The sequence below is a fragment of the Sphingorhabdus sp. genome (assembly GCF_040079335.1).
In the GTDB taxonomy this organism is placed as follows: Bacteria; Pseudomonadota; Alphaproteobacteria; order Sphingomonadales; family Sphingomonadaceae; genus Sphingorhabdus_B.
The window spans coordinates 1-21,607 of record NZ_JBEBKL010000012.1 but is presented as its reverse complement, the minus strand read 5'-3'; the positions used below and the strand labels follow the sequence as shown (position 1 = coordinate 21,607).

At 58.6% G+C, this 21,607-nt stretch carries 23 protein-coding genes and 1 tRNA gene; 2 read left to right on the top strand and 22 right to left on the bottom strand.

The annotated features are described in order from the left end of the window. Position 1: 1 nt before the first annotated feature. From ABL922_RS05440 to ABL922_RS05395, 10 genes are all read right to left on the bottom strand, one after another. Positions 2 to 1,567 carry an acyl-CoA dehydrogenase family protein gene (locus tag ABL922_RS05440; protein WP_349023189.1) on the bottom strand — a complete coding sequence of 522 codons (1,566 nt, stop codon included), beginning with the start codon at positions 1,565 to 1,567 and terminating at the stop codon, positions 2 to 4. Beyond that, positions 1,564 to 2,760 carry a CoA transferase gene (locus ABL922_RS05435; protein ID WP_349023188.1) on the bottom strand — a complete coding sequence of 399 codons (1,197 nt, stop codon included), beginning with the start codon at positions 2,758 to 2,760 and terminating at the stop codon, positions 1,564 to 1,566. The genes ABL922_RS05440 and ABL922_RS05435 overlap by 4 nt, the downstream gene beginning before the upstream one ends. Positions 2,761 to 2,769: 9 nt before the next feature. Next, complete coding sequence (locus ABL922_RS05430; RefSeq protein ID WP_349023187.1) at positions 2,770 to 3,948, bottom strand: acyl-CoA dehydrogenase family protein; 1,179 nt, start codon at positions 3,946 to 3,948, stop codon at positions 2,770 to 2,772. 10 nt (positions 3,949 to 3,958) lie between these two features. Beyond that, a complete protein-coding gene (locus tag ABL922_RS05425) occupies positions 3,959 to 4,867 on the bottom strand; it encodes an SDR family NAD(P)-dependent oxidoreductase (RefSeq protein ID WP_349023233.1) in 909 nt (302 codons plus the stop codon). 128 nt (positions 4,868 to 4,995) lie between these two features. After that, positions 4,996 to 5,071: transfer RNA gene (locus ABL922_RS05420), tRNA-Thr, on the bottom strand. 24 nt (positions 5,072 to 5,095) lie between these two features. Next, entirely contained in the window at positions 5,096 to 5,968 is an 873-nt protein-coding gene (locus ABL922_RS05415) for a hypothetical protein (RefSeq protein ID WP_349023186.1), read from the bottom strand. A gap of 84 nt (positions 5,969 to 6,052) precedes the next feature. Next, positions 6,053 to 7,309: a mechanosensitive ion channel gene (locus ABL922_RS05410; protein ID WP_349023185.1), complete on the bottom strand. Its 1,257-nt coding sequence runs from the start codon at positions 7,307 to 7,309 to the stop codon at positions 6,053 to 6,055. 138 nt (positions 7,310 to 7,447) lie between these two features. Next, a complete protein-coding gene (locus ABL922_RS05405) occupies positions 7,448 to 8,437 on the bottom strand; it encodes an NADPH:quinone oxidoreductase family protein (protein WP_349023184.1) in 990 nt (329 codons plus the stop codon). Beyond that, positions 8,434 to 9,756 carry a replication-associated recombination protein A gene (locus tag ABL922_RS05400; protein ID WP_349023183.1) on the bottom strand — a complete coding sequence of 441 codons (1,323 nt, stop codon included), beginning with the start codon at positions 9,754 to 9,756 and terminating at the stop codon, positions 8,434 to 8,436. Before ABL922_RS05400 ends, ABL922_RS05405 begins: the two co-directional genes overlap by 4 nt. After that, a complete protein-coding gene (locus ABL922_RS05395) occupies positions 9,753 to 10,916 on the bottom strand; it encodes a glycosyltransferase family 1 protein (protein ID WP_349023182.1) in 1,164 nt (387 codons plus the stop codon). Before ABL922_RS05395 ends, ABL922_RS05400 begins: the two co-directional genes overlap by 4 nt. Positions 10,917 to 10,986: 70 nt before the next feature. Between ABL922_RS05395 and ABL922_RS05390 the strand changes: the two genes are divergently transcribed. Beyond that, positions 10,987 to 11,676 (top strand): MOSC domain-containing protein, encoded by a 690-nt coding sequence (locus tag ABL922_RS05390; RefSeq protein WP_349023232.1) that lies wholly within the window; start codon positions 10,987 to 10,989, stop codon positions 11,674 to 11,676. Between the two features lie 31 nt (positions 11,677 to 11,707). Next, positions 11,708 to 12,316, top strand: coding sequence for a peptide-methionine (S)-S-oxide reductase MsrA (gene msrA, locus ABL922_RS05385; protein WP_349023181.1), 609 nt, complete (start codon positions 11,708 to 11,710; stop codon positions 12,314 to 12,316). 6 nt (positions 12,317 to 12,322) lie between these two features. Here msrA and ABL922_RS05380 read toward each other — a convergent pair whose 3' ends face one another. The 12 genes from ABL922_RS05380 to ABL922_RS05325 all read right to left on the bottom strand — a co-directional run bounded on the left by ABL922_RS05380 (position 12,323) and on the right by ABL922_RS05325 (position 21,357). Further along, on the bottom strand, positions 12,323 to 13,258 hold the full coding sequence (locus ABL922_RS05380; RefSeq protein WP_349023180.1) for a hemolysin family protein: 936 nt from the start codon (positions 13,256 to 13,258) through the stop codon (positions 12,323 to 12,325). A 29-nt stretch (positions 13,259 to 13,287) separates the two neighbouring features. Further along, positions 13,288 to 13,791 (bottom strand): rRNA maturation RNase YbeY, encoded by a 504-nt coding sequence (gene ybeY, locus ABL922_RS05375; RefSeq protein ID WP_349023179.1) that lies wholly within the window; start codon positions 13,789 to 13,791, stop codon positions 13,288 to 13,290. Then, positions 13,784 to 14,779, bottom strand: a complete 996-nt coding sequence (locus tag ABL922_RS05370; protein WP_349023178.1) for a PhoH family protein — start codon at positions 14,777 to 14,779, stop codon at positions 13,784 to 13,786. The genes ybeY and ABL922_RS05370 overlap by 8 nt, the downstream gene beginning before the upstream one ends. After that, positions 14,780 to 16,096, bottom strand: coding sequence for a tRNA (N6-isopentenyl adenosine(37)-C2)-methylthiotransferase MiaB (gene miaB, locus ABL922_RS05365; protein ID WP_349023177.1), 1,317 nt, complete (start codon positions 16,094 to 16,096; stop codon positions 14,780 to 14,782). A 9-nt stretch (positions 16,097 to 16,105) separates the two neighbouring features. Then, a complete protein-coding gene (locus ABL922_RS05360; RefSeq protein WP_349023176.1) occupies positions 16,106 to 16,942 on the bottom strand; it encodes a lysophospholipid acyltransferase family protein in 837 nt (278 codons plus the stop codon). Beyond that, positions 16,878 to 17,300, bottom strand: a complete 423-nt coding sequence (locus ABL922_RS05355) for a Fur family transcriptional regulator (RefSeq protein WP_349023231.1) — start codon at positions 17,298 to 17,300, stop codon at positions 16,878 to 16,880. Before ABL922_RS05355 ends, ABL922_RS05360 begins: the two co-directional genes overlap by 65 nt. A 94-nt stretch (positions 17,301 to 17,394) precedes the next feature. Next, a complete protein-coding gene (locus ABL922_RS05350) occupies positions 17,395 to 17,829 on the bottom strand; it encodes a MucR family transcriptional regulator (RefSeq protein ID WP_349023175.1) in 435 nt (144 codons plus the stop codon). A 132-nt stretch (positions 17,830 to 17,961) separates the two neighbouring features. Continuing rightward, a complete protein-coding gene (gene rimI, locus ABL922_RS05345) occupies positions 17,962 to 18,423 on the bottom strand; it encodes a ribosomal protein S18-alanine N-acetyltransferase (protein WP_349023174.1) in 462 nt (153 codons plus the stop codon). After that, on the bottom strand, positions 18,420 to 19,037 hold the full coding sequence (tsaB, locus tag ABL922_RS05340) for a tRNA (adenosine(37)-N6)-threonylcarbamoyltransferase complex dimerization subunit type 1 TsaB (RefSeq protein WP_349023173.1): 618 nt from the start codon (positions 19,035 to 19,037) through the stop codon (positions 18,420 to 18,422). Before tsaB ends, rimI begins: the two co-directional genes overlap by 4 nt. Positions 19,038 to 19,055: 18 nt before the next feature. Further along, a complete protein-coding gene (locus ABL922_RS05335; protein WP_349023230.1) occupies positions 19,056 to 19,646 on the bottom strand; it encodes a malonic semialdehyde reductase in 591 nt (196 codons plus the stop codon). A 31-nt stretch (positions 19,647 to 19,677) separates the two neighbouring features. Then, positions 19,678 to 20,253 carry a NifU family protein gene (locus ABL922_RS05330; protein ID WP_349023172.1) on the bottom strand — a complete coding sequence of 192 codons (576 nt, stop codon included), beginning with the start codon at positions 20,251 to 20,253 and terminating at the stop codon, positions 19,678 to 19,680. A 117-nt stretch (positions 20,254 to 20,370) separates the two neighbouring features. Next, positions 20,371 to 21,357, bottom strand: a complete 987-nt coding sequence (locus ABL922_RS05325; RefSeq protein ID WP_349023171.1) for a TerC family protein — start codon at positions 21,355 to 21,357, stop codon at positions 20,371 to 20,373. Positions 21,358 to 21,607: the final 250 nt, after the last annotated feature.

Here is a 21,607-nt window from a genome sequence, read left to right as displayed (position 1 = left end):
GCTAATTGCGGTCCTGCAGCTTGCCCCGCGCGATCACCTGCGCCTGGATTTCGGCTGCGCCTTCGAAAATGTTGAGTATGCGGGCATCGCACAGCACCCGGCTGATTTCATATTCCATGGCATAGCCGTTGCCGCCGTGGATCTGCAGACCGGCATCGGCATTGGTCCAGGCAACGCGGGCAGCGTGCAGCTTGGCCATGCCCGCCTCGATGTCGCAGCGCTTGCCGCTATCCTTGGCGCGGGCGGCAAAATAGGTCAGCTCGCGCGCCATCACCATGTCGGTGACCATCATCGCCAGCTTATCGGCGACGCGCGGAAAGTGGATGATTGGCTGGCCGAACTGTTTGCGATCGAGCGCATATTGAAAGGCTAGATCGATGGCGCGGCGGGCAACGCCGACCGCACGGGCAGCAGTCTGGATGCGCGCGCCTTCGAAGGTGCGCATCAATTGCTTGAACCCTTGGCCCTCCTCTCCGCCGAGCAGGGCATCGGCAGGGGCCTTCATGCCATCAAACTGCAACGCATATTCGCGCATTCCGCGATAGCCGAGGACTTCGATCTCGCTGCCGCTCATGCCCTCAACGGGGAAGGGGTTGGCTTCGGTCCCGCGCGGTTTGGGGACCAGCAGCATCGACAGCCCTGCATAACCTTTCACATCGGGCAAGGTACGCGCCATTAAGGTCATCAGGTCGGTGCGCGCGGCATGGGTAATCCAGTTTTTCGCGCCGCTAATTTCCCATCCCGCATCGGTCCGCACCGCGCGGGTTTGCAGGCTGGCCATGTCGGAGCCCGTATCGGGTTCGGTAAAAACCGCAGTCGGCAACACTTCGCCCGACGCGATGCGCGGCAGCCAATGCTGCTTTTGCACTTCGGTACCGCCCATCATGATGAGCTCGCCCGCAATTTCGCTGCGCGTGCCGAGCGAACCCGTGCCGATCCAACCGCGCGACAACTCTTCAGTGACGACGCACATCACCAGCTTGCCAAGGCCCAGACCGCCAAATTCCTCGGCTATGCAGACGCCGAAGGTGCCGAGCGCGGCCATTTCGGCGATGATTTCATCGGGGATGAGCGCATTGGCGAGATGCCAGCCATGCGCCTGCGGCAGGATGCGGTCGTCGGTGAAGCGACGATACTGGTCGCGAATGGTATCGAGCAGTTCGTCGTCGAACCGGTCCGAGATGGTCGCACCCTCGGCGAGCAGTTCGACCAGCCGCGCCCGATTGGTCGCGCTGTTGCCCTGTGCCGCCGCCATCAGGGCAGGGACATGGCTTTCGAGCCCGAAATCTGCCGGACGGACAAATTCATTCTGCCCCATGGGAAGGCCACCAGCCAATTGGGCGAGCGTTTCACCGGTGCCGATGGCGACGACCAGCGCTTCGGCTTCCCCGCTTTGCTTCTCGCCCCATACAAGCAATGCCCGCAGTGCTTCAACGCTGGTTTCAATCCAAGCATAGCCATGCGCTGCATGTTGTTCGGCATCCAGCGAGGCAGCGGCGACGCGCTCCTGCACCGCAACCCTAGTCGCTGCCGCATAGCTTTCGGCGATGGCGAGTGCTCCGCTCATCCCTTTGCCACCGTTCCGGCGTCGATCAAGGCTGCAATGGCGCCGGAGGACAGGCCGAGTCGCTCCGCCAGTATCTCTTCGCTATTGGCGCCGTTGCGGGGTGCGGGTTGCGGGGCTTGGCGATCAAGCTGCGGCACGGTCGCAAAGCTGCCCGCTGCCGGATAGTCGAAGCCCGATGGATTGGCGACCGCTCCAAAGACTGGATTGTTCGCAACCAGCGCCGGGTCATTCGCCGCGTCGAGCATGGTGCGATAGGCCGAATGAACGATCCCGCCCGCGTCGAAAGCGGCAGCAAGGTCGGCATGGCTCCGCGCGGCGATGGCGGCGCCGAAAAGCGGATAGAGCGCGTCACGATGGTTGAACCGCAGCCCGTCGTCCTTGGCGAAACTTACCCCGCGCTCGGCCTCCAATGCTGCGACCGCATTTTCGAGCTTCAAGGCCGTGATAAGATTTGCCCATTGGCGCGGCGTGACGACCACGATCATCGTGCGAACGCCATCTGCGGTCACAAAATCGCGTCCAAACAGGCCGTAAACCGCATTGCCCAGCCGTGGCCGGTTGGCACCAGTATGCAGCATCTCGGCAATGCCGCCCAAATTGGCAACGGTGCCGATCGCGACGTCCGAAAGCGGGATACGCACTTCTAGTCCTTCGCCGGTCGTCGCACGTTTTTGCACTGCGGCAAGCATCGCGAACGCAGCATAGGCCCCGGTGAGCAGATCCCATGCAGGCAGGACGTGGTTGACCGGCTCCGGCCCCGCACCTGTCATCATCGGATAGCCGACCGAATTGTTGACGGTGTAATCGAGCGCGGGCGAGCCATCGGCCCAACCCATCACGCGGACCGTGATAAGGTCCGTCCGACCTTCGGCCAATTTCGCATGCGACAGGAAGCCTTCGGAAGGGAAGTTCGTGACAAACTGCCCCGTCTTGCGCGCCAATTCCTGCAGCAATTCGCGCCCCTGCGGGGTAGCAAGGTCCAGCGCGACCGATTTCTTCGCGCGGTTGAGATTCTCCCAATAAAGCGAGTCATTGGCTTCGGTCACAGGCCAGCGCCGGAAATCGGGGCCGCCGCCAATCTGGTCGACGCGAATGACCTCCGCCCCCATCTGCGCCAGATATAATCCAGCGGTGGGGGAGGCGACGAAGCTGGATGCTTCGATTACGGAGAGGCCATTGAGAAGGTTGTACATTCCGGGTGACTACCAGACCGCGCCTTCACGCTCGAACTCGCGCAGCAAATGCTTGGCGATCTGCAACTGCATGATCTGGCTGGTGCCTTCATAAATGCGCAGGATGCGGGCATCACGGAAGAAACGCTCGGCGGGATATTCGGCGAGATAGCCGGCACCGCCATAGATCTGCACACAGCGATCAGCGACCCGACCGCAGGTTTCGGTAGCGAACAATTTGGCCGCCGCTGCCTTGCGCAGGATAACCTCACCACGGTCGGCGCGCGCGCAGGCATCGGCAATCATGCATTCGGCTGCGTAGAGTTCGGCCTCGCTGTCGGCCAGCATCGCCTGAATCAGCTGGAAATTGGCAATCGCCTCACCAAAGGCCTTGCGCTCAGTGGCGTAGCGGATCGCGGTGTCGAGAATGCGGCGGCCCATGCCGACACCCATTGCGGCAACCGACAGGCGGCCATTGTCGAGGCTTTGCATCGCGATCTGGAAACCACGGCCCTCTTCGCCGCCGACCAAGGCGTCGCCTGGAATCTTGACATCTTCCATTACGATGTCGGCGATATGCGCGCCTGCCTGCCCCATTTTCTTGTCAGACTTGCCGATGCTGATGCCGGGCGATGTCATATCGACAATGAAGGCGGATACATGGGCATTTTTGGGCAGCGCCTCTTTGGAAGTGCGCGCCATGATCAGGCCGATTTTCGCGGAAGGTGAATTGGTGATGTAGCGCTTGGTGCCGGTCAGCTTGTATCCATTGCCATCGCGCACCGCCATGGTCTGCATCGCGGCACTGTCGGAACCGCTGCCGGGTTCGGTCAGGCCGAAACAGGCTATCTCGCCACTGGCGATGCGCGGCAGCCAAAAGTCCTTCTGCTCTTTGGTGCCAAAATTCTTGATGGCACTTCCGGTCATCCCGACATTGATCGACATGGTCGAACGATAGGCAGGGGCTGCGTAGCTGATCTGCTTCACCGTCTCGATATATTGGCTGATGCTCATACCTGCGCCGCCAAATTCCTCGGGGATGGTGATGCCAAACAGCCCCATTTCGCGCATCTCGGTCAGGATGTCGTCGGGGATGCGATCATTGGCGATCACATCTTCTTCCGCAGGGATCAGCCGCTCGCGCACATAGCGGCGGAGTTGTTCAATGAAGGCGTCGAAAATTTCAGAATCCATGCCGGGGTTGCTCATAACCTGCTCCTCAGATGGGGTCGTAAGGGAAAACATGCGCCGAAACCTCGTCGGCACGGGCGAAACTGGGTTTGAACGCCGGGATCAGCTCGTCGGCGATGCTCTCCGGCGTCCAGCCCTCAACCTTCGTCATCGAGCGGATCGGACGCGGCTTGTTATAGAGGACAATCTCATTCTTGCGCACCGAGAATATCTGGTTCGATACCTCCTTTGAAGCATCGCTCGCGAGATACACCACCAGAGGCGCAATCTTGTCGGCGCTCATCGTTTTCAGCCGCTCGACCCGCTCTTTCTGCTCGGGCGTTTCGGCGGGGATGGAGGCAGTCATCCTGCTCCAGGCAAAGGGCGCGATGCAGTTCGACCGCACGCCAGCGCGCGCCATATCGAGCGCGATCGATTGCGACAGGCCGACAATGCCCAGCTTGGCAGCCGAATAATTGGCCTGCCCGATATTGCCGATGAGGCCGCTGGTTGAGGTGAAGTGGATAAAGCTGCCCGATTGCTGCTCGCGAAAATAGGGCGTGGCGGCCTTGGAGACGTTGAAGCTGCCATTGAGGTGCACGTCGATCACCGCGCGCCAATCTTCATGGCTCATCTTGTGCCAGATAGTGTCGCGCAAGATGCCTGCATTGTTCACCACTGCATCGATACGGCCAAAGGCTTTTACGGCATCTTCGATGATGGATGCGGCACCCACCGGATCGGCGACGCTGGCCAGATTGGCGACGGCCTTGCCGCCCGCAGCGATGATGTCGTTCGCGGTTTCCTGCGCGGGTCCTGCATCGCCACCTTCGCCGCCGCCGCCCACACCGGGATCGTTGATGACGACTGCAGCGCCATGTTTCGCGCACAGCAAGGCAATTTCCCGGCCAACCCCGCGTCCTGCGCCAGTCACGGCCACAACCTTGCCCTCAAGCATTCCCATCGCCTCTCTCCAGCCTGCAATTTAAGCGGTCAGTTAAGCCTTGGCCGAGCAGAAGGGATTCGTGAAGCCCCAAAGGGCAATTTTCTCTGCCGAGAAATGTTTGGGAAGTTTATCCGGAAATATGGTGCCGGCTACAGGATTCGAACCCGTGGCCCCCTGATTACAAATCAGGTGCTCTACCAACTGAGCTAAGCCGGCGCGACCAATGCGGGCCCTTTAGCGTCATAGCACCCCAAAGGTCCAGCCCTCTCTTTGTGCGATATCGGGGGTCAGCAATTCGGGGGTCCAAAGGTGAGCATTCTGGCTGGCGCTGCGCATCCATGCGGCGGTCAGCAGCGCGTCTGTGGCATGGTCGTCAAGCCTGTGGAGCAGGGAAGGGGCTTCGGCTCCGAATGCTGCAAGTGCCTTTGTCAGGGTCGCTGCATCGCGGATCTTGCTGGTGTTGGCGGGCAAGCCTGCCGCACGCGCGGCCATGGTGGTGTAGATTTCGATGATGACGGGGCCGTTTTCGGGAATTGGATCAAACGGCCAGACTGGGATGCGCCCGCCCAGCCGGTGCATCATCCGCATGCCGGTGAGCGAACTTTTGCCGACCTGGCCTGCGCCGACGAGATTGAAACAGCTCCAGCTATTAGCCTGTTTGGTTTCGCGCTGGTGGCGCTCCACCTCGCGCAACCGGCCTATGCCGCCCTCGAACAGATCGCCGACATCACCCTTGGCGTGGCGGAAATGACGGCGGGCTTCAGAGTGAGCAAGAAAGCTGTTCGCGGCCAGATGCCGGTCCTCGGTGCAGAGCTGGTCTATCAATGCCCATAGCGCGCGGGCGTCGGCGGGGCTGTCCCTCCATTCGGGAAAGAAGCTGCCGTGATCGAGGAAGGGAAAGCCGAGCGACAGGTCGAGGCCAATCAACATATCCTCTTGCGCATCGGCGCATTCGACCAGCCATTCGAGAACAGCTTGCCGCGACCAACGCTTTTCGGGACCGATCAGTTCGGGTGCGCCTACATGGCCAATGCTCGCCAATGCTAAGCCGGTAGGGAATTCGCTGACCGCGCCGGACCAGTCGATACAGGCAAAGCGGGAGAAGCGGCGCATGGCGCCCGATATGCGCTCGCCATCACACAAATAAAAGGGGGCGGAGTTTTCCCCGCCCCTATTGGCTGCTTCGGTAAAGGCAGCTTATTTCTTGGCAGGTGCCTTGCGGGCCGGTGCGCGCTTGACTGTCTTGGGCGCTAGCGAGGCGACCGGTTTCTTGACCACAGGTGCCGCAGGAGCCCGCAGGTCGGACAGCATCCGTGCCGCGGCATCGCGTCCACCGAGGCCGAACGCGAGGGCAAAGGCAACCGCCGCACCAATGGCGAGCGCGCCAAAGGCATAGTCGACGATCATTCCGCCAATCTGCATTTGCTTGAGCCCGATGAAGACGAACAGGCCCGTTGTGATCCAATAGGTCAAGTTTGAGGCGATGCCCGGCCCTGTCGCGTCAGCAATCAGGTTGCGCAGGATATTCGCAATCAACACGCCCAGAGCAATCAGGACTGCACCAAAGACGACATTGCCTGCCTGCGCCAGCACCGTTTCAAGGATGTTCGTCAGTTGCGGGAAACCCAGCATATTGGTCGCTGCGATCGCGAAGAAGATCATGATCGCAATGGTTACGATGGTTGCAATAACGCCGGAAGCGCTGCGGCCTTCGGGCAGAATGCCAAGCTCGTTAATCGCACGATCTGCACCCAGACTGGGCAGCAAATCGCGGATCAGCGAGGCAATCCAGCGCGAGATTACAAAGCCGATGCCAAGCAACAGGCAAGCGCCGATAATCAGCGGAATCGCTTTGAACACCATGTTGAGCAGGTTCATTGCCGGTTCGGTAATCGCCGAGATTTCGAGCATCTGCAGGGCAGCAATTGCGACCGGAATGATTACCAGCACATAGACAATGGTGCTGATGGTCTTGGTGATCGCATTATTGCCCGTAATCGCTTCGACGCCGCCCTTATTGGCCCATTTGTCGAAATCGACGGCCCCCAATGCAGTTTCTACGAGATCGCGCGCAATTCCCGCGATCATCGAACCGATGAAAAAGATCGCTGCTGCAAAAACGACATTGTCGAGATAGCCGATGAAATTGCCGAGCAAGCCCTGCACCGGTGTAATCACGCTATCAAAGCCGAGTTGCTGCAGAACTGCGAGCAAGCCGAGCAACCAGACAAGTAGCGACACAATCTTGCCGAGCGCCATGCCGACACTCTCGCCGCTCGATGTCCCGCGTTGCAGGAACGGTATCTGGTCGACCATCTTGGCGAAGGTCCATTTGGCCGCCTTGGCGAGCGCCCAGGTGATGCCCAAAATGACAAGGGCGAAGAATATCTTCTCCGCCCATTCCATGAAAAGTAGTTTGTCGAAAGCGTAACCCGCAATTTGGAAACTATCCATTTTCGCTCCCCCCATATAACGACCTCAAAGGGCCTAGAAGCGAACAGAATCTAACATAGAATCAAGACTCTGGCAAATTTTTGCTGCACTTTATATTGCGCAGCATTTTTACGAGTCAAAGCAATGATTTGACTCGCTTTATTGTTTGTCGATGCTGATGACGACGCGTCCGATTGCCTCGCGTCGTTCGAGCACCAGCAGCGCCTCGCGGGTCTGTTCGAGCGATAGGCGGTGCGAGATATGCGGACGCATGATGCCCGCTTCGGCCAGCTTTTTTAGTTCGATACCGGTCCGTGCGGCCAGATCGGCGTCGCGGCGGCTGGCTTCTCCGGCGCGCAGACCGATCAGGCTGTAGCCCTTGATCAGCGCATGATTGGCCGGAAAGCTGGGCGTAGTTCCGCTGGCAAAGCCGATGATGAGGAAGCGCCCGCCCCAGCCAATGGCACGGGTTGCGGTGATAGACAGTTCGCCACCGACTGGATCGAAGACGACATCGCAGCCTTTGCCGCCTGTCAGTTTCTTGACCTTGGCGGCGAGCTCTGGGTCGGCCGGGTCGAGCGCATGGTCGGCACCTGCTGCAAGGATGGCATCGCGCTTTTCTGCGCTGGAGCCGGTACCGATGACGATCGCGCCCATATGCTTGCCCAGTGAAACCGCCGCCATCCCGACACCGCCCGCGGCGCCAAGCACGAGCAGTGTTTCGCCTGCTTTGAGTGCAGCCTTATCGTGCAAAGCGTGCCAGGCAGTGACGCCGCCCGCACGCCAGCAGGCAGCTTCCTCCCATGACAAGGCGTTAGGTTTCGCGACCAAAGCGGCGGCTGAAACCAAAGCTTCTTCGGCGATGCAATCGCCCTTGCCGCCACCCATCACGGCATCACCCACTTTGAACGCAGTCACGCCATCGGCGATCTCGATAACCTCGCCTGAAAATTCCATGCCGGGGATGAAAGGCGGGTCGGGTCGGAACTGGTACTTGCCATAGGTCATCAGCAGGTCAGGGAAATTCAGCCCCGCTGCCTTGATCACAATCCGCACCTCGCCTGGTTTCAGCGGCGCCCGTTCGCGGGTTTCGATTTTGATGCTATCAGGCCCATCCAATGCGGTGCAGACGGCAGCGCGATAACTCATTTCGGGTTCCTCTCCCTGCGCAGTCCATCCCAATGGGCCAGTCGCTCTGCAATCTTGGCCTCCAATCCGCGTGCGACCGGACGGTATAGTTCGGTCGGCTGTATTTCGTCGGGCCAATAATTGGCACCCGAAAAGCCTTCATCGGTATCATGATCATAAGAATAGCCAGCGCCATAGCCGATATCCTTCATCAGCTTTGTCGGGGCGTTCAGGATATTGGCTGGCGGCATTAGCGATCCGGTATCTTTCGCCAATTTCCACGCAGCCTTTTGCGCTTTGTAGGCGGCGTTCGATTTGGGTGCGGTCGCGCAGTAGAGGCAGGCTTGCACAATTGCGAGTTCGCCTTCGGGCGAGCCGAGAAATTCATAGGCGTCCTTTGCGGCCATGCACTGTTCGAGCGCGCGCGGGTCAGCAAGACCGACATCCTCGACCGCGAAGCGGGTGATGCGGCGGAGGACGTAAAGCGGCTCTTCTCCCGCCACCAGCATGCGGGCCAGCCAGTAGAGCGCAGCCTGCGGGTCCGAACCGCGCATAGATTTATGCAGCGCAGAAATGAGGTTGTAATGCCCCTCACGGTTCTTGTCGTAAACCGGCATGCGACGATGGAGCAAAGCCGCCATGCCTTGCGGATCCAAGGGTGTGTCGGGTGGCGCGATGGCAAACAATGTTTCGGCCTGATTGAGCAGGAAGCGGCCGTCGCCGTCAGCGCTGGTGATCAGGGCAAAGCGCGCATCTTCGGTGAGGGGCAGGGGCTTGCCCTCAACAGCTTCTGCCCGCTCCAGAAGCTTGCCCAAGGCTGTTTCATCAAGCCTTTTCAGTACCAATACCTGCGCCCTGCTAAGCAAGGCGGCGTTGAGTTCGAAGCTGGGGTTTTCTGTTGTCGCGCCGACCAGTGTCACAATCCCGCGCTCGACAAAGGGCAAGAACCCGTCTTGCTGTGCACGATTGAAGCGGTGGATTTCGTCCACGAACAGCAAGGTGGCCTTGCCGGTACGCGCGACCTGTTCGGCCTCGGCAAAGGCTTTCTTCAGATCTGCAACGCCCGAAAAAACAGCCGACACTGCCATATAGTGCATGCCCACCGCATCGGCGAGTAGGCGGGCGATGCTGGTCTTGCCGGTTCCGGGCGGACCCCATAATATCATCGAAGACAGTCGTCCTGCCGCGACCATCCGCCCGATCGCGCCATCAGGGCCGGTCAAATGCTCTTGCCCTACAATGTCGGCAAGCGATTGCGGGCGTATGCGATCCGCGAGTGGGGCATTCGTCGGAATAGCCTGTGCGGCGCTTGCCGGTGCATCGCCGAAAAGGTCGCTCACGCCGGGGCAATCTCTTTACGGTGCTGCCTGACAAGCCGGACATAGGTGTCGGCAACCGCCTGGTTGATCGCATCCCAGCTATAGTCGAGACTGCGATCCTCGCCGGCCTTGCCATGCTGGGCGCGCAAGGTTGGGTTTTCGCAGTAACTGCGCAGGGCCTCGGCGAATTGGGCAATTGCGCCCGGCGTAATCAAACGGCCTGAGCGGTTGTCGTCGACAAGGCTCTGGCTACCGGTGGCCTTGGCTGCGACGACCGGAAGGCCGCAGGCCATCGCCTCAAGCGTCACATTGCCGAAGGTTTCGGTGACGCTGGGGTTGAACAGCATGTCCATGCTGGCCACCGCGCGCGCAAGATCGGTGCCGCCCTGAAAGCCGACAAAGGCGGCGTCGGGTAGGCGCGTTTCGAACCAACCGCGTGCGGGGCCTTCGCCGATCACCAGCACCTTGTGCCGCACATTGCGTCGTTTCAGCTGGTCGATGCTGTCGGAGAACACATCAAGGCCTTTTTCCATCACCAGTCGGCCGAGGAAGCCGATTACCGGCATGTCATCTTCGATGCCAAGACTGTTCCGCCAGGCCAAGTCCCGGCGGCCGGAATGGAATATCTCCCGGTCCACGCCGCGCGACCAGATGTCGATGTCATAATTCATCCGCTGCTGGCGCAACACCTGCGCCATCGATTCCGACGGGGCCACCAGCGCGTCGCATTTCCGGTAAAGCGTGCGCAGCCACGCCTCGACCAACGGCTCGAGGAACGACATGTTATAATAGCGAAAATAGGTCTCGAACCGCGTGTGGACCGATGCCAGCACCGGCAGGTTGCGCTTGCGCGCCCATTTTACAGCCTTGCGCGCGACGCGATCGGGGCTGGAGATATGGACGACATTGGGCGCGAACGCTTCCAGATCGCGTTTGACCGCCCCCGAAAGTGCCAACGGGATTCGATATTCGGGGCGGTTGGGGATTGCCATGGAGGGCACGCTGACAAGATCGCCGGTTGGCTCAAAGGCCGGTTCGGCAACAGTCGGTGAATAGACGCGCACCTGCGCACCCTGACGCAACAAATATCCCACCAGCCGGTTGAGCGCCTGATTTGCGCCGTCGCGCACATAATTATAGTTGCCGCTGAACAGGGCAATGCGAAGGTCCGCCGTCTGCATCCGCAGTCTATTAGACAGCGCGGGCGCGATTGCCAATGGTCAAGCAATGGCGGCGAGGTTAAGCTTGGCTATGATCAAGACGACAATAGAAGCACTTCTGGTTGGTAAACCCGTTTCGTTTAGGGGCGAGAAGGAAGAAAGTTCCATCGGCTCGCGCCTTCCGGTCGAAGCCCCGGTCTATCTGACCTTTACAGGCTTTGAAGGTGACCGCGTCGGCGACCCAACCGTGCATGGCGGTGAGGACAAGGCAGTGCATTTCTATCCGGGTGAACATTATCCGCTTTGGGAGGCCGATTTTGCCAAATCCGGACGTGAACCGCACCCGCATCTTGGCCGTCTGGGTGGTTTTGGCGAGAACATCTCCGCTTTGGAAATGACCGAGGACAAGGTGCAGATTGGCGACCGGTTCCGGATCGGAGAAGCGTTGGTCGAGATCAGCCAGGGGCGACAGCCCTGCTGGAAAATAGACCATCATTTCGGGATGAAAGGAATGATGGCCGCTGTCGTGCAGACAGGACGTAGCGGCTATTATTTCAGGGTGATCGAAGTTGGCCACGTAAAGCCTGATGACCGTATCGAACAAGTCGAACGCGCCCGGCATGGCTGGACCGTCGAGCGTGCCTTCCAGCTTTTGATCGGCGGCCTGCACCGTATGGACGGGGCAAATGCTGCATTACGCGAACTGGCGGAAATGGAAAAACTTGCTGTCCATTGGCGCTGGCGGGCCCGGCAACTGCTCGAAGGTCTGGGCGAAGCGTAACTTTCCGCCAACTCGTGGCGAACCAAAGGGTATGATGAAAAAACTAAACCACATTGTCATCGCTATTCTGTCTGCCACGCTCATCTTCTCTTCGGCGAGCGCGGCCGAAAAACGTAGTAAAGCTGAAACCGCAACTGCCATCTTCGCGATGGGTTGCTTCTGGTGCGCCGAGGCTGATTTCGAAAAGGTCGACGGCGTGATCGATGTCGTATCGGGCTATACTGGCGGACGCTTGCTCAACCCGACTTATGAACAGGTGAGTGCGGGCGGGACAGGTCATTATGAAGCAGTGCGCGTCACCTATGATCCGGCGAAAGTGAAATATTCCGATCTGTTGTCCGTCTTCTGGAAGAATGTCGACCCGTTCGATACTGCCGGTCAATTTTGTGACAAGGGTGAAAGCTATCGTGCGGCGTTATTCCCGGGAAGCGCTCCCGAACGCAAAGCCGCGTTTGCTTCACGCGACTATCTGGTCGGCTTTTTCAAGCGCGACCTTGCGACCAAAATAGAGACCCGCGCCGCCTTTTATCCTGCCGAAGGCTATCATCAGGACTATTACAAAAAGAACCCGATACGCTATCGCTATTATCGCAGCCGTTGTGGCCGCGATGACCGGCTGGCGGAAGTTTGGGGCAAATAGGCAAGCTTAGCCAGCCGCCTCACCCACAACCTCTGGCCTGTACAAACGCACGCGGGTGACGCGGCGTTCGTCGCCTTCGACTATCTCGATTTTCCAACCGCTTTCCGGGTGAATCAGCATGTCGCCCACATCGGGAACCTGACCCGCGAGCACAAAGGCGAGGCCACCGATCGTGTCGACATCCTCATCGACCTCGGACAATTTCTCGTCGAGCGCGTCTGCCAAATCATCAAGTTCGGTGCGCGCATCGGTATCCCAGATACCCGGCGCGTTTTCGACGAAAAGCGCTTCGGGTTCGTCGTCATGCTCATCCTCGATCTCGCCAACAATTTCTTCGACCAGATCTTCAATCGTGACCAGACCTTCGGTTCCCGAATATTCGTCGAATACAATAGCCAGATGGGTGCGCGTACGGCGCATTTCGTCGAGCAGCTGCATCACTCCCATGCTTTGCGGCACAAAGCGTGGCTGACGGATAAAGGCTTCCAGACTGTCCGGCTTTTCCTTGCCATCGGCGAGGACCGCGAAGATATCCTTCACATGGATCATGCCGGTGATGTTATCCAGCGAGTCCTTGTAAACCGGCATTCGGCTGTGGCCATGCTCTACGAAGGCAGCAACGGCCTCGTCAAAGCTGGCATCGTCGCGGATACCCAAAATGTCGGCGCGCGGGACCATCACGTCGTCGACGCGGTGCTCGGAAAAATGGAGGAGGTTACGGACCATCTCGCGCTCGATGGCCGAAAGGTCGCCTTCGCTGTCGGGCGCTTCGCCTTCTTCTACATCTTCCTCATGTTCGGCGATTTTTTCTTCGAGCTGCTCGCGCAGCGTCGGTTCATGGTTGCGTCCGAAAAGCAGTGACTTAACGCGCTGCCATAATCGGCCTTCCTCGGTTTCGTCCTTGCGGGGTCGTAAACCGCTACTACTCTCGCCCTCCGTCATGGGGTTGGCTATGCTGCCTCCGGCTGTTTTCAGAGGTCGCTATATGGATTGGCGATGCCCAGCGATGCAAGCGCTTTTACCTCCAGAGCTTCCATATGTTCAGCCTCCGCTTCGTCGATATGGTCGAGCCCTAAAAGGTGCAGCGTGCCGTGAACGATCAGATGGCTCACATGACGGGTCAGCGGGATGGCTTTTTCCTCGGCTTCGGATGCGCAGACACCATAGGCCAATATCATATCGCCCAGCAGCACTTCGCCATCGTCGGTGTTCGCCAGTCCGTCTAGTTCGTCGGCTTCGAGCATCGGAAAACTCAGCACATTGGTCGGCTTGTCCTTGCCGCGCCAATTGCGATTGAGTTCATGGACTTCTTGATTATCCGAAAGCCGGATGCTGATCGAAAGCGTGAAGGGCGCTTCGGCCAAGTCACCGTGCGACGAAACCGAAAAAGCTGCCTTTACAGCATCTTCTGCGATGCGTTCCCAATCAGTCTGGCCATCCCAATCGCGCGTTCGGTCGATATCGACCTCAAGCATTTGGCCCCTCATAGGCATCGACTATCCGGCCAACCAGCGGATGGCGGACAACGTCGCTGCTGTTGAAGCGAATAGTGGTGATGCCCTCCACCCCGTCAAGCCGCTGCACGGCATCGTTCAGCCCCGAATAGGTGGCGCCGCCGGGGATATCGACCTGGTTCGGGTCGCCGCAGATCACCATCCGGCTGTTCATGCCAAAGCGGGTGAGGAACATCTTCATCTGCGCCGGCGTTGTATTCTGCGCTTCGTCGAGAATGATGAAGGCATCCGACAGCGTGCGCCCGCGCATGAAGGCGAGGGGGGCAATTTCGATTTCGCCGCTCGCGATCCGCCGCTCGACCTGCTCGACCGGCAAAGTGTCATGCAACGCGTCGTAGATCGGGCGCAGATAGGGATCGACCTTTTCCTTCATGTCGCCGGGAAGGAAGCCCAGCCTTTCGCCTGCCTCGACTGCGGGGCGTGACAGGATCAGCCGGTCAACCGCCCCGGTGATCAACATGGCGACCGCCTGAGCGACCGCCAGATAAGTCTTGCCGGTGCCCGCCGGGCCCAAAGCGAAGATGATCTCGTCGCGCGCCAGCGCGTGCATATAGGGCACCTGCGTGGCCGAGCGCGGCACCAGCGTTTTCTTGCGGGTGCGGATCATCACCTCGGGCGCGCCGTCAGCATCCTTGCGGACTATGCCGTCGAGTGTCGGTTCGGCACTCATCGAAATGATCGCTTGCACGGCTTCAGGGTCAATCTCCTCGCTGCGCATCACGCGGCTGTAAATATCGTTCAGAACATCGCGGGCGCGGGCAATCGCTCCTGCTTCGCCCTCGATCTGCACCCGGTTACCGCGCGCCGAGATATAGACCCCAAGCCGGTTCTCGATGGCGACCAGATTGCGATCAAATTCGCCAAATACTGTGTTGATGAGGTGCGGGCGGTCGAAGGTGATTTCGAGCCGCGACATATCGCCGGCTTGCGCTTGGGCTTTTTTCGCCATTCAGGCTGCGACCTGCATCAATAACTCTCCCTTGAGACTCAGCGGACCTGCTTCGACAATATCTACATCGACAATATCGCCGATGGAAAGCCCCGAGCCCAAGATATGCACAGATTGTAGCCAAGGTGATCGACCGATCAACTGGCGGTCGAGCTTGCCCTGCTTTTCCAGCAGCACAGATGTCCGTTTGCCTACCGTTGCGCGGTTGAAAGCGAGTTGCTGTTCGTTGATCAACGCCTGAAGTCGTTGGAGCCGTTCGTCGGCAACTTCGGATGTAATTTGATCGTCCATCGTCGCCGCAGGCGTGCCAGGACGCGGGCTGTATTTGAAACTGAACGACTGGGCAAAAGCCGCTTCGCGCACGATGCTCAGCGTGTCTTCAAATTCGGCATCGGTCTCGCCGGGAAAGCCGACGATGAAATCGCCCGACAATGCGATATCGGGCCTGGCGGCGCGCACTTTTTCGATGATCCGCAAATAGCTCTCACGGCTGTGGCTGCGGTTCATCGCCTTCAGGATGCGGTCATTCCCAGCCTGCACAGGAAGATGCAGATAGGGCATCAGTTTTTCCACCTCGGCATGCGCGGCGATCAGGCCGTCGGTCATGTCATTGGGGTGGCTGGTCATATAGCGGATGCGGTGCAGCCCATCGATCCGGTCTAGCGCGCGGATCAGCGAACCCAGATCCTGATTGCTGTCCCGCCACGCATTGACGTTTTGCCCCAGCAACGTGATTTCCTTGGCACCCGCATCGACCAGCGCCTTGGCTTCGTCGACAAGGTCGGCAAACGGGCGGCTGATTTCTGCACCGCGGGTATAGGGCACCACGCAATAGGTGCAGAATTTGTCGCAGCCTTCCTGCACCGTCAGGAAAGCGGTTGGTCCTGTTTTACGCCGCTTGGGAAGGGTGTCGAACTTGTCGAGCCCGGGCAGGTCGAGGTCGACCAGACTCCCCCCGCGTGTAACGGCTTCAACCATGTCAGGCAGTTTGTGATAGGCCTGCGGGCCGACGACGATATCAACTTCAGGCGCCCGGCGGCTGATTTCCCCACCTTCGGCCTGCGCGACGCAACCGGCGACGGCAATCACCGGGCTGCTGCCATCCTTGCGACGCAGGCGACCGATTTCGGAATAGACCTTTTCCGCCGCTTTCTCGCGAATATGGCAGGTGTTGAGGATGACGAGGTCGGCATCCTCCTTGTCCGACGCTTCCATGCCGCGCGCAGCAAACATCTCTGCCATACGCTCGCCATCATAGACGTTCATCTGGCAGCCGTAATTTTTGACGTGAAAGCTTTTGGGCGACTCGGTGCTCATGGAGCGGCGCTATACATCGCGCCTGTAGTGGTCGCCACCCTGCATTGCCTCTGCGATGCGATGTCGCACCTCGGACGAAATCGCCTTGCGGTCCGGGAAATGCGCCGGATCAAACGGTTCCAGAAAGTGCAGCGTGGCAGTCACCGGCCGGACATAGGTCATGATCCGCCAGAAATTTTCGACAATGCCTTCCTCACCCACCCAGGACAGACGACGCGTATGCTCGCCATAGGTCAGGAAAACCGGCTGCACCATCATCCCCTGCGGCGGCGGCACAAGGGCGGCAAACAGCGAGGGCTTGAATGGCAACAGGCCGGAGCCGTCATGCGTCGTGCCTTCGGGAAAGATCGTCACCGGTTGATCGCCCGACATCGCATCGCGCAAATCGTCAACCTGATCGCCAACGCTCAAGCGGTTTTCACGGCTGACGAAGATCGTATTGTTGATCGTGCAAAGCCAACCGATCAGCGGCCATTTCTCGATACCGTCATTGGCAACGAAAGTGCATCCTGTGACGCCAGAAATCACGGGAATGTCGATCCAGCTATGATGATTGGCAGCATAAAACACATTCTTGCGGATCCGCTGCCCGCTGGTTGCGGTGGCAATTCCAGCCGTCCAACTGATCGACAGCAGGAAGAGGCGGGGCCAGGGTGACGGCCGTCGAAACAGCCGCCAGATGTTATGGAGGAGCAACCCAACCAAAAGCGACGCAGCCATGAGCAAAAGCCGCGCGGCGAACATCACTTGCCCGAAAATCAGGCCAAGCGGGTTGCGCTGCTTAATCGTCGCGGCTGAGAGCAACGCCGTACAGTTCCATACGGTGATCGACCAAGCGGTAGCCAAGCTTTTCCGCTATCACCTTTTGCAGAGCCTCAAGCTCCGGATCGACAAATTCGATGACTTTGCCTGTTTCAACGTCGATCAGATGGTCATGATGCGCTTCGGGCGATGCCTCATAGCGCGCGCGCCCGTCGCCGAAATCGTGGCGATCGAGGATTCCGGCCTCTTCGAACAGGCGAACAGTCCGGTAAACCGTGGCGATCGATATCTTGGGGTCGATAGCTGAAGCGCGCCGATACAATTCTTCCACATCGGGATGATCATCGGCGTCGGAAATAACCCGCGCGATCACACGGCGCTGGTCAGTAATTCTAAGGCCGCGTTCGGCGCAGAGCGCTTCAAGGTCAATCCGGGTTTCCATCAAGCGATATTTAGTCACATGCTTGGATTCGTCAATGAAAAGGGCCAGCCCACACCAGGCCAGCCCTTTCAAAATTTTCGGTTTGAAAAAGCGACTATTTCACTTTTTTCTTGCGGCCGGAACCCGGTGCACGGCCAAGGCCAATCGCTTTGGCGAGATCGCGGCGCTGTTCGGCATAAGCGGGTGCTACCATCGGATAATCGGCAGCCAAGCCCCATTTTGCGCGATAGTCATCGGGCGTCATGCCATAATGCGTCATCAGGTGGCGTTTCAGCATTTTAAGCTTCTTACCGTCTTCTAAACAAACGATAAAGTCGCGCTTTACCGAAGAACGAATAGGCACTGCGGGCTCAAGTGGCGCCGCTGGAGCAGCAACATTGGCAGACAAGCCTGCAAGCGCCCCGTGGATATTTGAAATCAGGGTCGGCAAATCGGAAACCGCCACCGTATTGTTGCTGACATGCGCGGCAACAATATCTGCCGTAAGCGTGATCAGCATTTCATTCGTGTCATTGCTATCTTCAGCCATATATATTCTCCCTTACCCGGTATTTTGTTTTTGACAGCAATGTCATTAAAGCAGCTTGGCGCAGTAAATTCAACGAATTTTACAGGTGGAAATACCAAATTTTGTTTAGTTGCATAAATGGTCAACAATATATCAAAGGTTCAATGCCATGGTGATTGCGTCATAGCGACCGCCATCGACCCCTTTATAATATGATTTTCGAACGCCGCATTTTTCGAACCCCCGGCTTCTATAAAAATGCAACGCGCTATTGTTCGACCGCACTTCCAGAAAAATGCGATCGCGTCCCGATTGTTGAGCTCGTGCAACAATATGCTTCACCAATGCCTTTGCGATGCCGCTGCGCTGGCGTTCAGGCGCTACGCCGATCATCAGCAACTCTTCTTCATCGCAAACCCATCTGGTCAGTGCGAAGCCGACAGCTTTTTGGCTCTGTTCAGCGATCAGCAGGCTCGTTTGCGGGACAGTCAGCAGCGACAGGCATTGCGCGGACGTCCACGCCTCTCCGAATTCGGGGGCGAATGCGCTGTCCATAATAGGCATGATAGCGGCAATGTCGCGGGCGTCACCGGAAATGATGCGACTCTCGCTCATTTTGCTGCGGGCAATTTCGCATCCGGGCCGCGAACATAAGCGGCCGACGGCGGCATAACAGGAAGGTGCGCAATATTTGGCCAGAAACGGGCATCCGAGACGACATCTAACGCTACAGCATTGGCGCGCATTTCAACAAGCCCGGTAGCGGCATCGCCGGTCAGATAGTCTGCGATTGAAATCTGCGCGACCGCTTCCGGCAAAAGCGAACGCGCCCCGGCTGTGGGTGCGCCTTCAGCGTCGAAGGGTTGGAAAAACAGTTCTCCATGCCCGCCGTGGATGGCAACATCGATCGGTTGTGCTGAACCTAGGCTGTTTCGCGCGATTGCGGCGAGCAGTGCGAGGCTGTTAAAGCCTTCGCAGTCGACATTCCATGCAAACCCCAGCGCCTTTGCCGCCGACAGGCCCACGCGGATACCGGTAAAGCTGCCGGGTCCGACATTGACCGAGATGATGTCGGCAAGGCCTTGCCCGGGCAGTTCGGAAATCATCGGCACCAGCCGTTCCGCATGTCCGCGCCCGATGACTTCATGGCACGCAGCGATGCATTCCATGTCTTCGAAAAGCGCAACCGAACAGGCGCGTGTTGCCGTGTCTATGACCAACCGTCTCACGCGAAGCCGCGTAAACGATCAGACGATCTTGTTAAAGCGGTCAAATGCAGGACGCGGGCTGCGTTCAAAGATCGACGCAGGATCGCCATAGCCAATGGTCGAGATGAAATTGGATTTCACCTTGGTGTCCGCGAAGAAGGCTTCGTCGACTGCATCATTGTTGAAGCCCGACATCGCTCCGGTATCGAGGCCCAATGCCCGCGCAGCTAGGATGAAATAGCCGCCCTGCAAGCTGCTGTTGCGGAAGGCGGTCTTTTCGATCAGCGCATCATTGCCGACAAACCAGCTGCGCGCATCGGTGTGGGGGAAAAGCTCGGGCAGGTTTTCGTAAAACTCCAGGTCCATGCCGATGATCGCGGTCGCGGGCGCCGACAGGATCTTTTCGCCATTGGCGGGCATGGCAAGTGCGGCCAGCTTCTGCTTGGACTCTTCGCTGACGCACCAGACGATGCGCGCGGGCAGGCAGTTGGCCGATGTCGGGCCGAACTTCATCAACTCCCAGACGGCTTCCAGCTGCTCGTTCGACACTGGTGTGTCGAGATAGCCATTAAAGGTGCGTGCGGTGCGGAAAAGCTGGTCGAGGGCTGCATCGCCCAGCGGCTGGTTGATCGGCATGTATTGTTCCCCAGTTATTAGAAAATCAGGCCGCGCGGACTTCGGTCACTTCGGGCACATAATGCTTCAAAAGCTGCTCGATCCCGTTTTTCAGCGTGGCACTCGACGACGGGCAACCTGAACAAGCACCCTGCATCTGCAGGAACACCACGCCACGCTGGAATCCGCGATAGACGATATCGCCGCCATCATTGGCCACCGCCGGGCGGACGCGGGTTTCGATCAGTTCCTTGATCTGGTCGACAATCTCTGCGTCGGCAGGGTCATCAAGCGGATATTCATCGTCCGCCGCCGGGACCGAGAACCCGGCCTGGGGCGCATTGAAGAGCGGCATGTCTGCGCTGAAATGGTCGAGCAGGATTGACAGCACATCGGGCTTCAGATCGGCCCAGTTGACGCCGGGGGCGGCGGTGACCGAGATGAATTCGCGCCCGAAAAACACGCCGGTCACGTCGCCCAGCCCGAACAAAGCTTCGGCCAGCGGAGAGGCTTCGGCCTCTTCATGGTCGGCAAAATCGCGCGTCCCTGCGTCCATCACGATGCGTCCGGGCAGGAATTTGATCGTTGCCGGGTTCGGTGTCAGTTCGGTCTCGATTATCATAAGCTCCATTTGGGGAGAGCGGGCAGGGGACACAAGGCCTTTTTCCTTGGCTGGCCAAAAGAAAACCCCGCAACTTGGTTAAAGCTACGGGGTCTTCCTTGGGAGAAACCTGTGGGTTTAGGCTGTCGCCTTCTCGTCCTCGCTCTTCGTTTTCCACAGCGAGTAGAATATCCCGCCCAATATCAACGCGAAGGTCACGCCGAGGCTCAACACCGGCGGGAATTTGTCGCCGCCGATCAAGAAGTCGGAGATGAAGATCTTCGACCCGATGAACACGAGCACCAGCGCCAAAGCATATTTCAGATAATGGAAACGGTGCACCATCGCCGCGAGCGCGAAATAGAGCGCGCGCAGACCGAGGATCGCCATGATGTTCGAGGTATAGACGATGAAGGTATCGGTAGTGATTGCAAAGATCGCCGGTACCGAATCCACCGCGAACACAAGGTCGGCGAGGTTGATCACGATCAGCGCCAGCAACAGCGGCGTCATCGCGGTGACCATCTTGCCAGTCTTGCTGTCGGGAACTTTCACAAGAAACTTCTCGCCATGCAGTTCGTGCGCAACGCGGAAATGCTTGTTCATAAACTTGACGACCGGGTTTTTGGACACGTCCATTTCCTGGTCACCGGTGAACAGCATCTTCACGCCCGTCGCGATCAGGAAGGCTGCGAACAGGTAAAGCGTCCAGTAGAATTCCTGCACCAGCGCCGCACCCGCCGCGATCATGATACCGCGCAGCACGATTACCGCGATGATCCCCCACAGCAGCGCACGATACTGATATTTGGCTGGAATTGCGAAGTAAGTGAAGATCAGGCTGATCACGAAGACATTGTCGATCGACAGCGCCTTCTCGATGAAGAAGCCGGTATAATATTTCATGCCCAGATCGGGGCCTTTGGCGTACCAGACCCACAGGCCGAAGGCCAAGGCGATGCCGATGTAAAAGGCGGAAAGCTTCAGGCTCTCCTTGATGCCCATTTCCTTGTCTTCCTTGTGCAGGAAACCAAGGTCAAAAGCGGTCAAGGCAATTACAATGCCCAGGAAGGCCAGCCAGAACCAGACCGGCGTACCCAAAAACATATCAAACAGGAAATCCATCAAACGGGCCCCTTATGTGTCCAATCCGTCCCTAGGGACGGAGGTTGCGCCGCGTGTCGCGCTTTCGGATGAACAATCCGACATCACGCATGCCGCCGCATGCGCCAGAGGGGCCCGGATTGACCGTCGATTTAGGGGTTGATACGCGAATTTCAACTGGGAATTTGCCTGTAGCGGGACATGCGCTCAAACTCTCCCCTCCACTTCAGGGGAGGGGCAGCGAGACTTGGCATCTTTGATGCCTAGTCGC

What these genes read in the sequence shown, in the direction of transcription:
- ABL922_RS05440 (WP_349023189.1), bottom strand. Translation starts at nt 1,567, where the DNA reads ATGAGCGGAGCACTCGCCATCGCCGAAAGCTATGCGGCAGCGACTAGG.
- ABL922_RS05435 (WP_349023188.1), bottom strand. Translation starts at nt 2,760, where the DNA reads ATGTACAACCTTCTCAATGGCCTCTCCGTAATCGAAGCATCCAGCTTC.
- ABL922_RS05430 (WP_349023187.1), bottom strand. Translation starts at nt 3,948, where the DNA reads ATGAGCAACCCCGGCATGGATTCTGAAATTTTCGACGCCTTCATTGAA.
- ABL922_RS05425 (WP_349023233.1), bottom strand. Translation starts at nt 4,867, where the DNA reads ATGCTTGAGGGCAAGGTTGTGGCCGTGACTGGCGCAGGACGCGGGGTT.
- ABL922_RS05415 (WP_349023186.1), bottom strand. Translation starts at nt 5,968, where the DNA reads ATGCGCCGCTTCTCCCGCTTTGCCTGTATCGACTGGTCCGGCGCGGTC.
- ABL922_RS05410 (WP_349023185.1), bottom strand. Translation starts at nt 7,309, where the DNA reads ATGGATAGTTTCCAAATTGCGGGTTACGCTTTCGACAAACTACTTTTC.
- ABL922_RS05405 (WP_349023184.1), bottom strand. Translation starts at nt 8,437, where the DNA reads ATGAGTTATCGCGCTGCCGTCTGCACCGCATTGGATGGGCCTGATAGC.
- ABL922_RS05395 (WP_349023182.1), bottom strand. Translation starts at nt 10,916, where the DNA reads ATGCAGACGGCGGACCTTCGCATTGCCCTGTTCAGCGGCAACTATAAT.
- ABL922_RS05390 (WP_349023232.1), top strand. Translation starts at nt 10,987, where the DNA reads ATGATCAAGACGACAATAGAAGCACTTCTGGTTGGTAAACCCGTTTCG.
- msrA (WP_349023181.1), top strand. Translation starts at nt 11,708, where the DNA reads ATGATGAAAAAACTAAACCACATTGTCATCGCTATTCTGTCTGCCACG.
- ABL922_RS05380 (WP_349023180.1), bottom strand. Translation starts at nt 13,258, where the DNA reads ATGACGGAGGGCGAGAGTAGTAGCGGTTTACGACCCCGCAAGGACGAA.
- ybeY (WP_349023179.1), bottom strand. Translation starts at nt 13,791, where the DNA reads ATGCTTGAGGTCGATATCGACCGAACGCGCGATTGGGATGGCCAGACT.
- ABL922_RS05370 (WP_349023178.1), bottom strand. Translation starts at nt 14,779, where the DNA reads ATGGCGAAAAAAGCCCAAGCGCAAGCCGGCGATATGTCGCGGCTCGAA.
- miaB (WP_349023177.1), bottom strand. Translation starts at nt 16,096, where the DNA reads ATGAGCACCGAGTCGCCCAAAAGCTTTCACGTCAAAAATTACGGCTGC.
- ABL922_RS05355 (WP_349023231.1), bottom strand. Translation starts at nt 17,300, where the DNA reads ATGGAAACCCGGATTGACCTTGAAGCGCTCTGCGCCGAACGCGGCCTT.
- ABL922_RS05350 (WP_349023175.1), bottom strand. Translation starts at nt 17,829, where the DNA reads ATGGCTGAAGATAGCAATGACACGAATGAAATGCTGATCACGCTTACG.
- rimI (WP_349023174.1), bottom strand. Translation starts at nt 18,423, where the DNA reads ATGAGCGAGAGTCGCATCATTTCCGGTGACGCCCGCGACATTGCCGCT.
- ABL922_RS05330 (WP_349023172.1), bottom strand. Translation starts at nt 20,253, where the DNA reads ATGATAATCGAGACCGAACTGACACCGAACCCGGCAACGATCAAATTC.
- ABL922_RS05325 (WP_349023171.1), bottom strand. Translation starts at nt 21,357, where the DNA reads ATGGATTTCCTGTTTGATATGTTTTTGGGTACGCCGGTCTGGTTCTGG.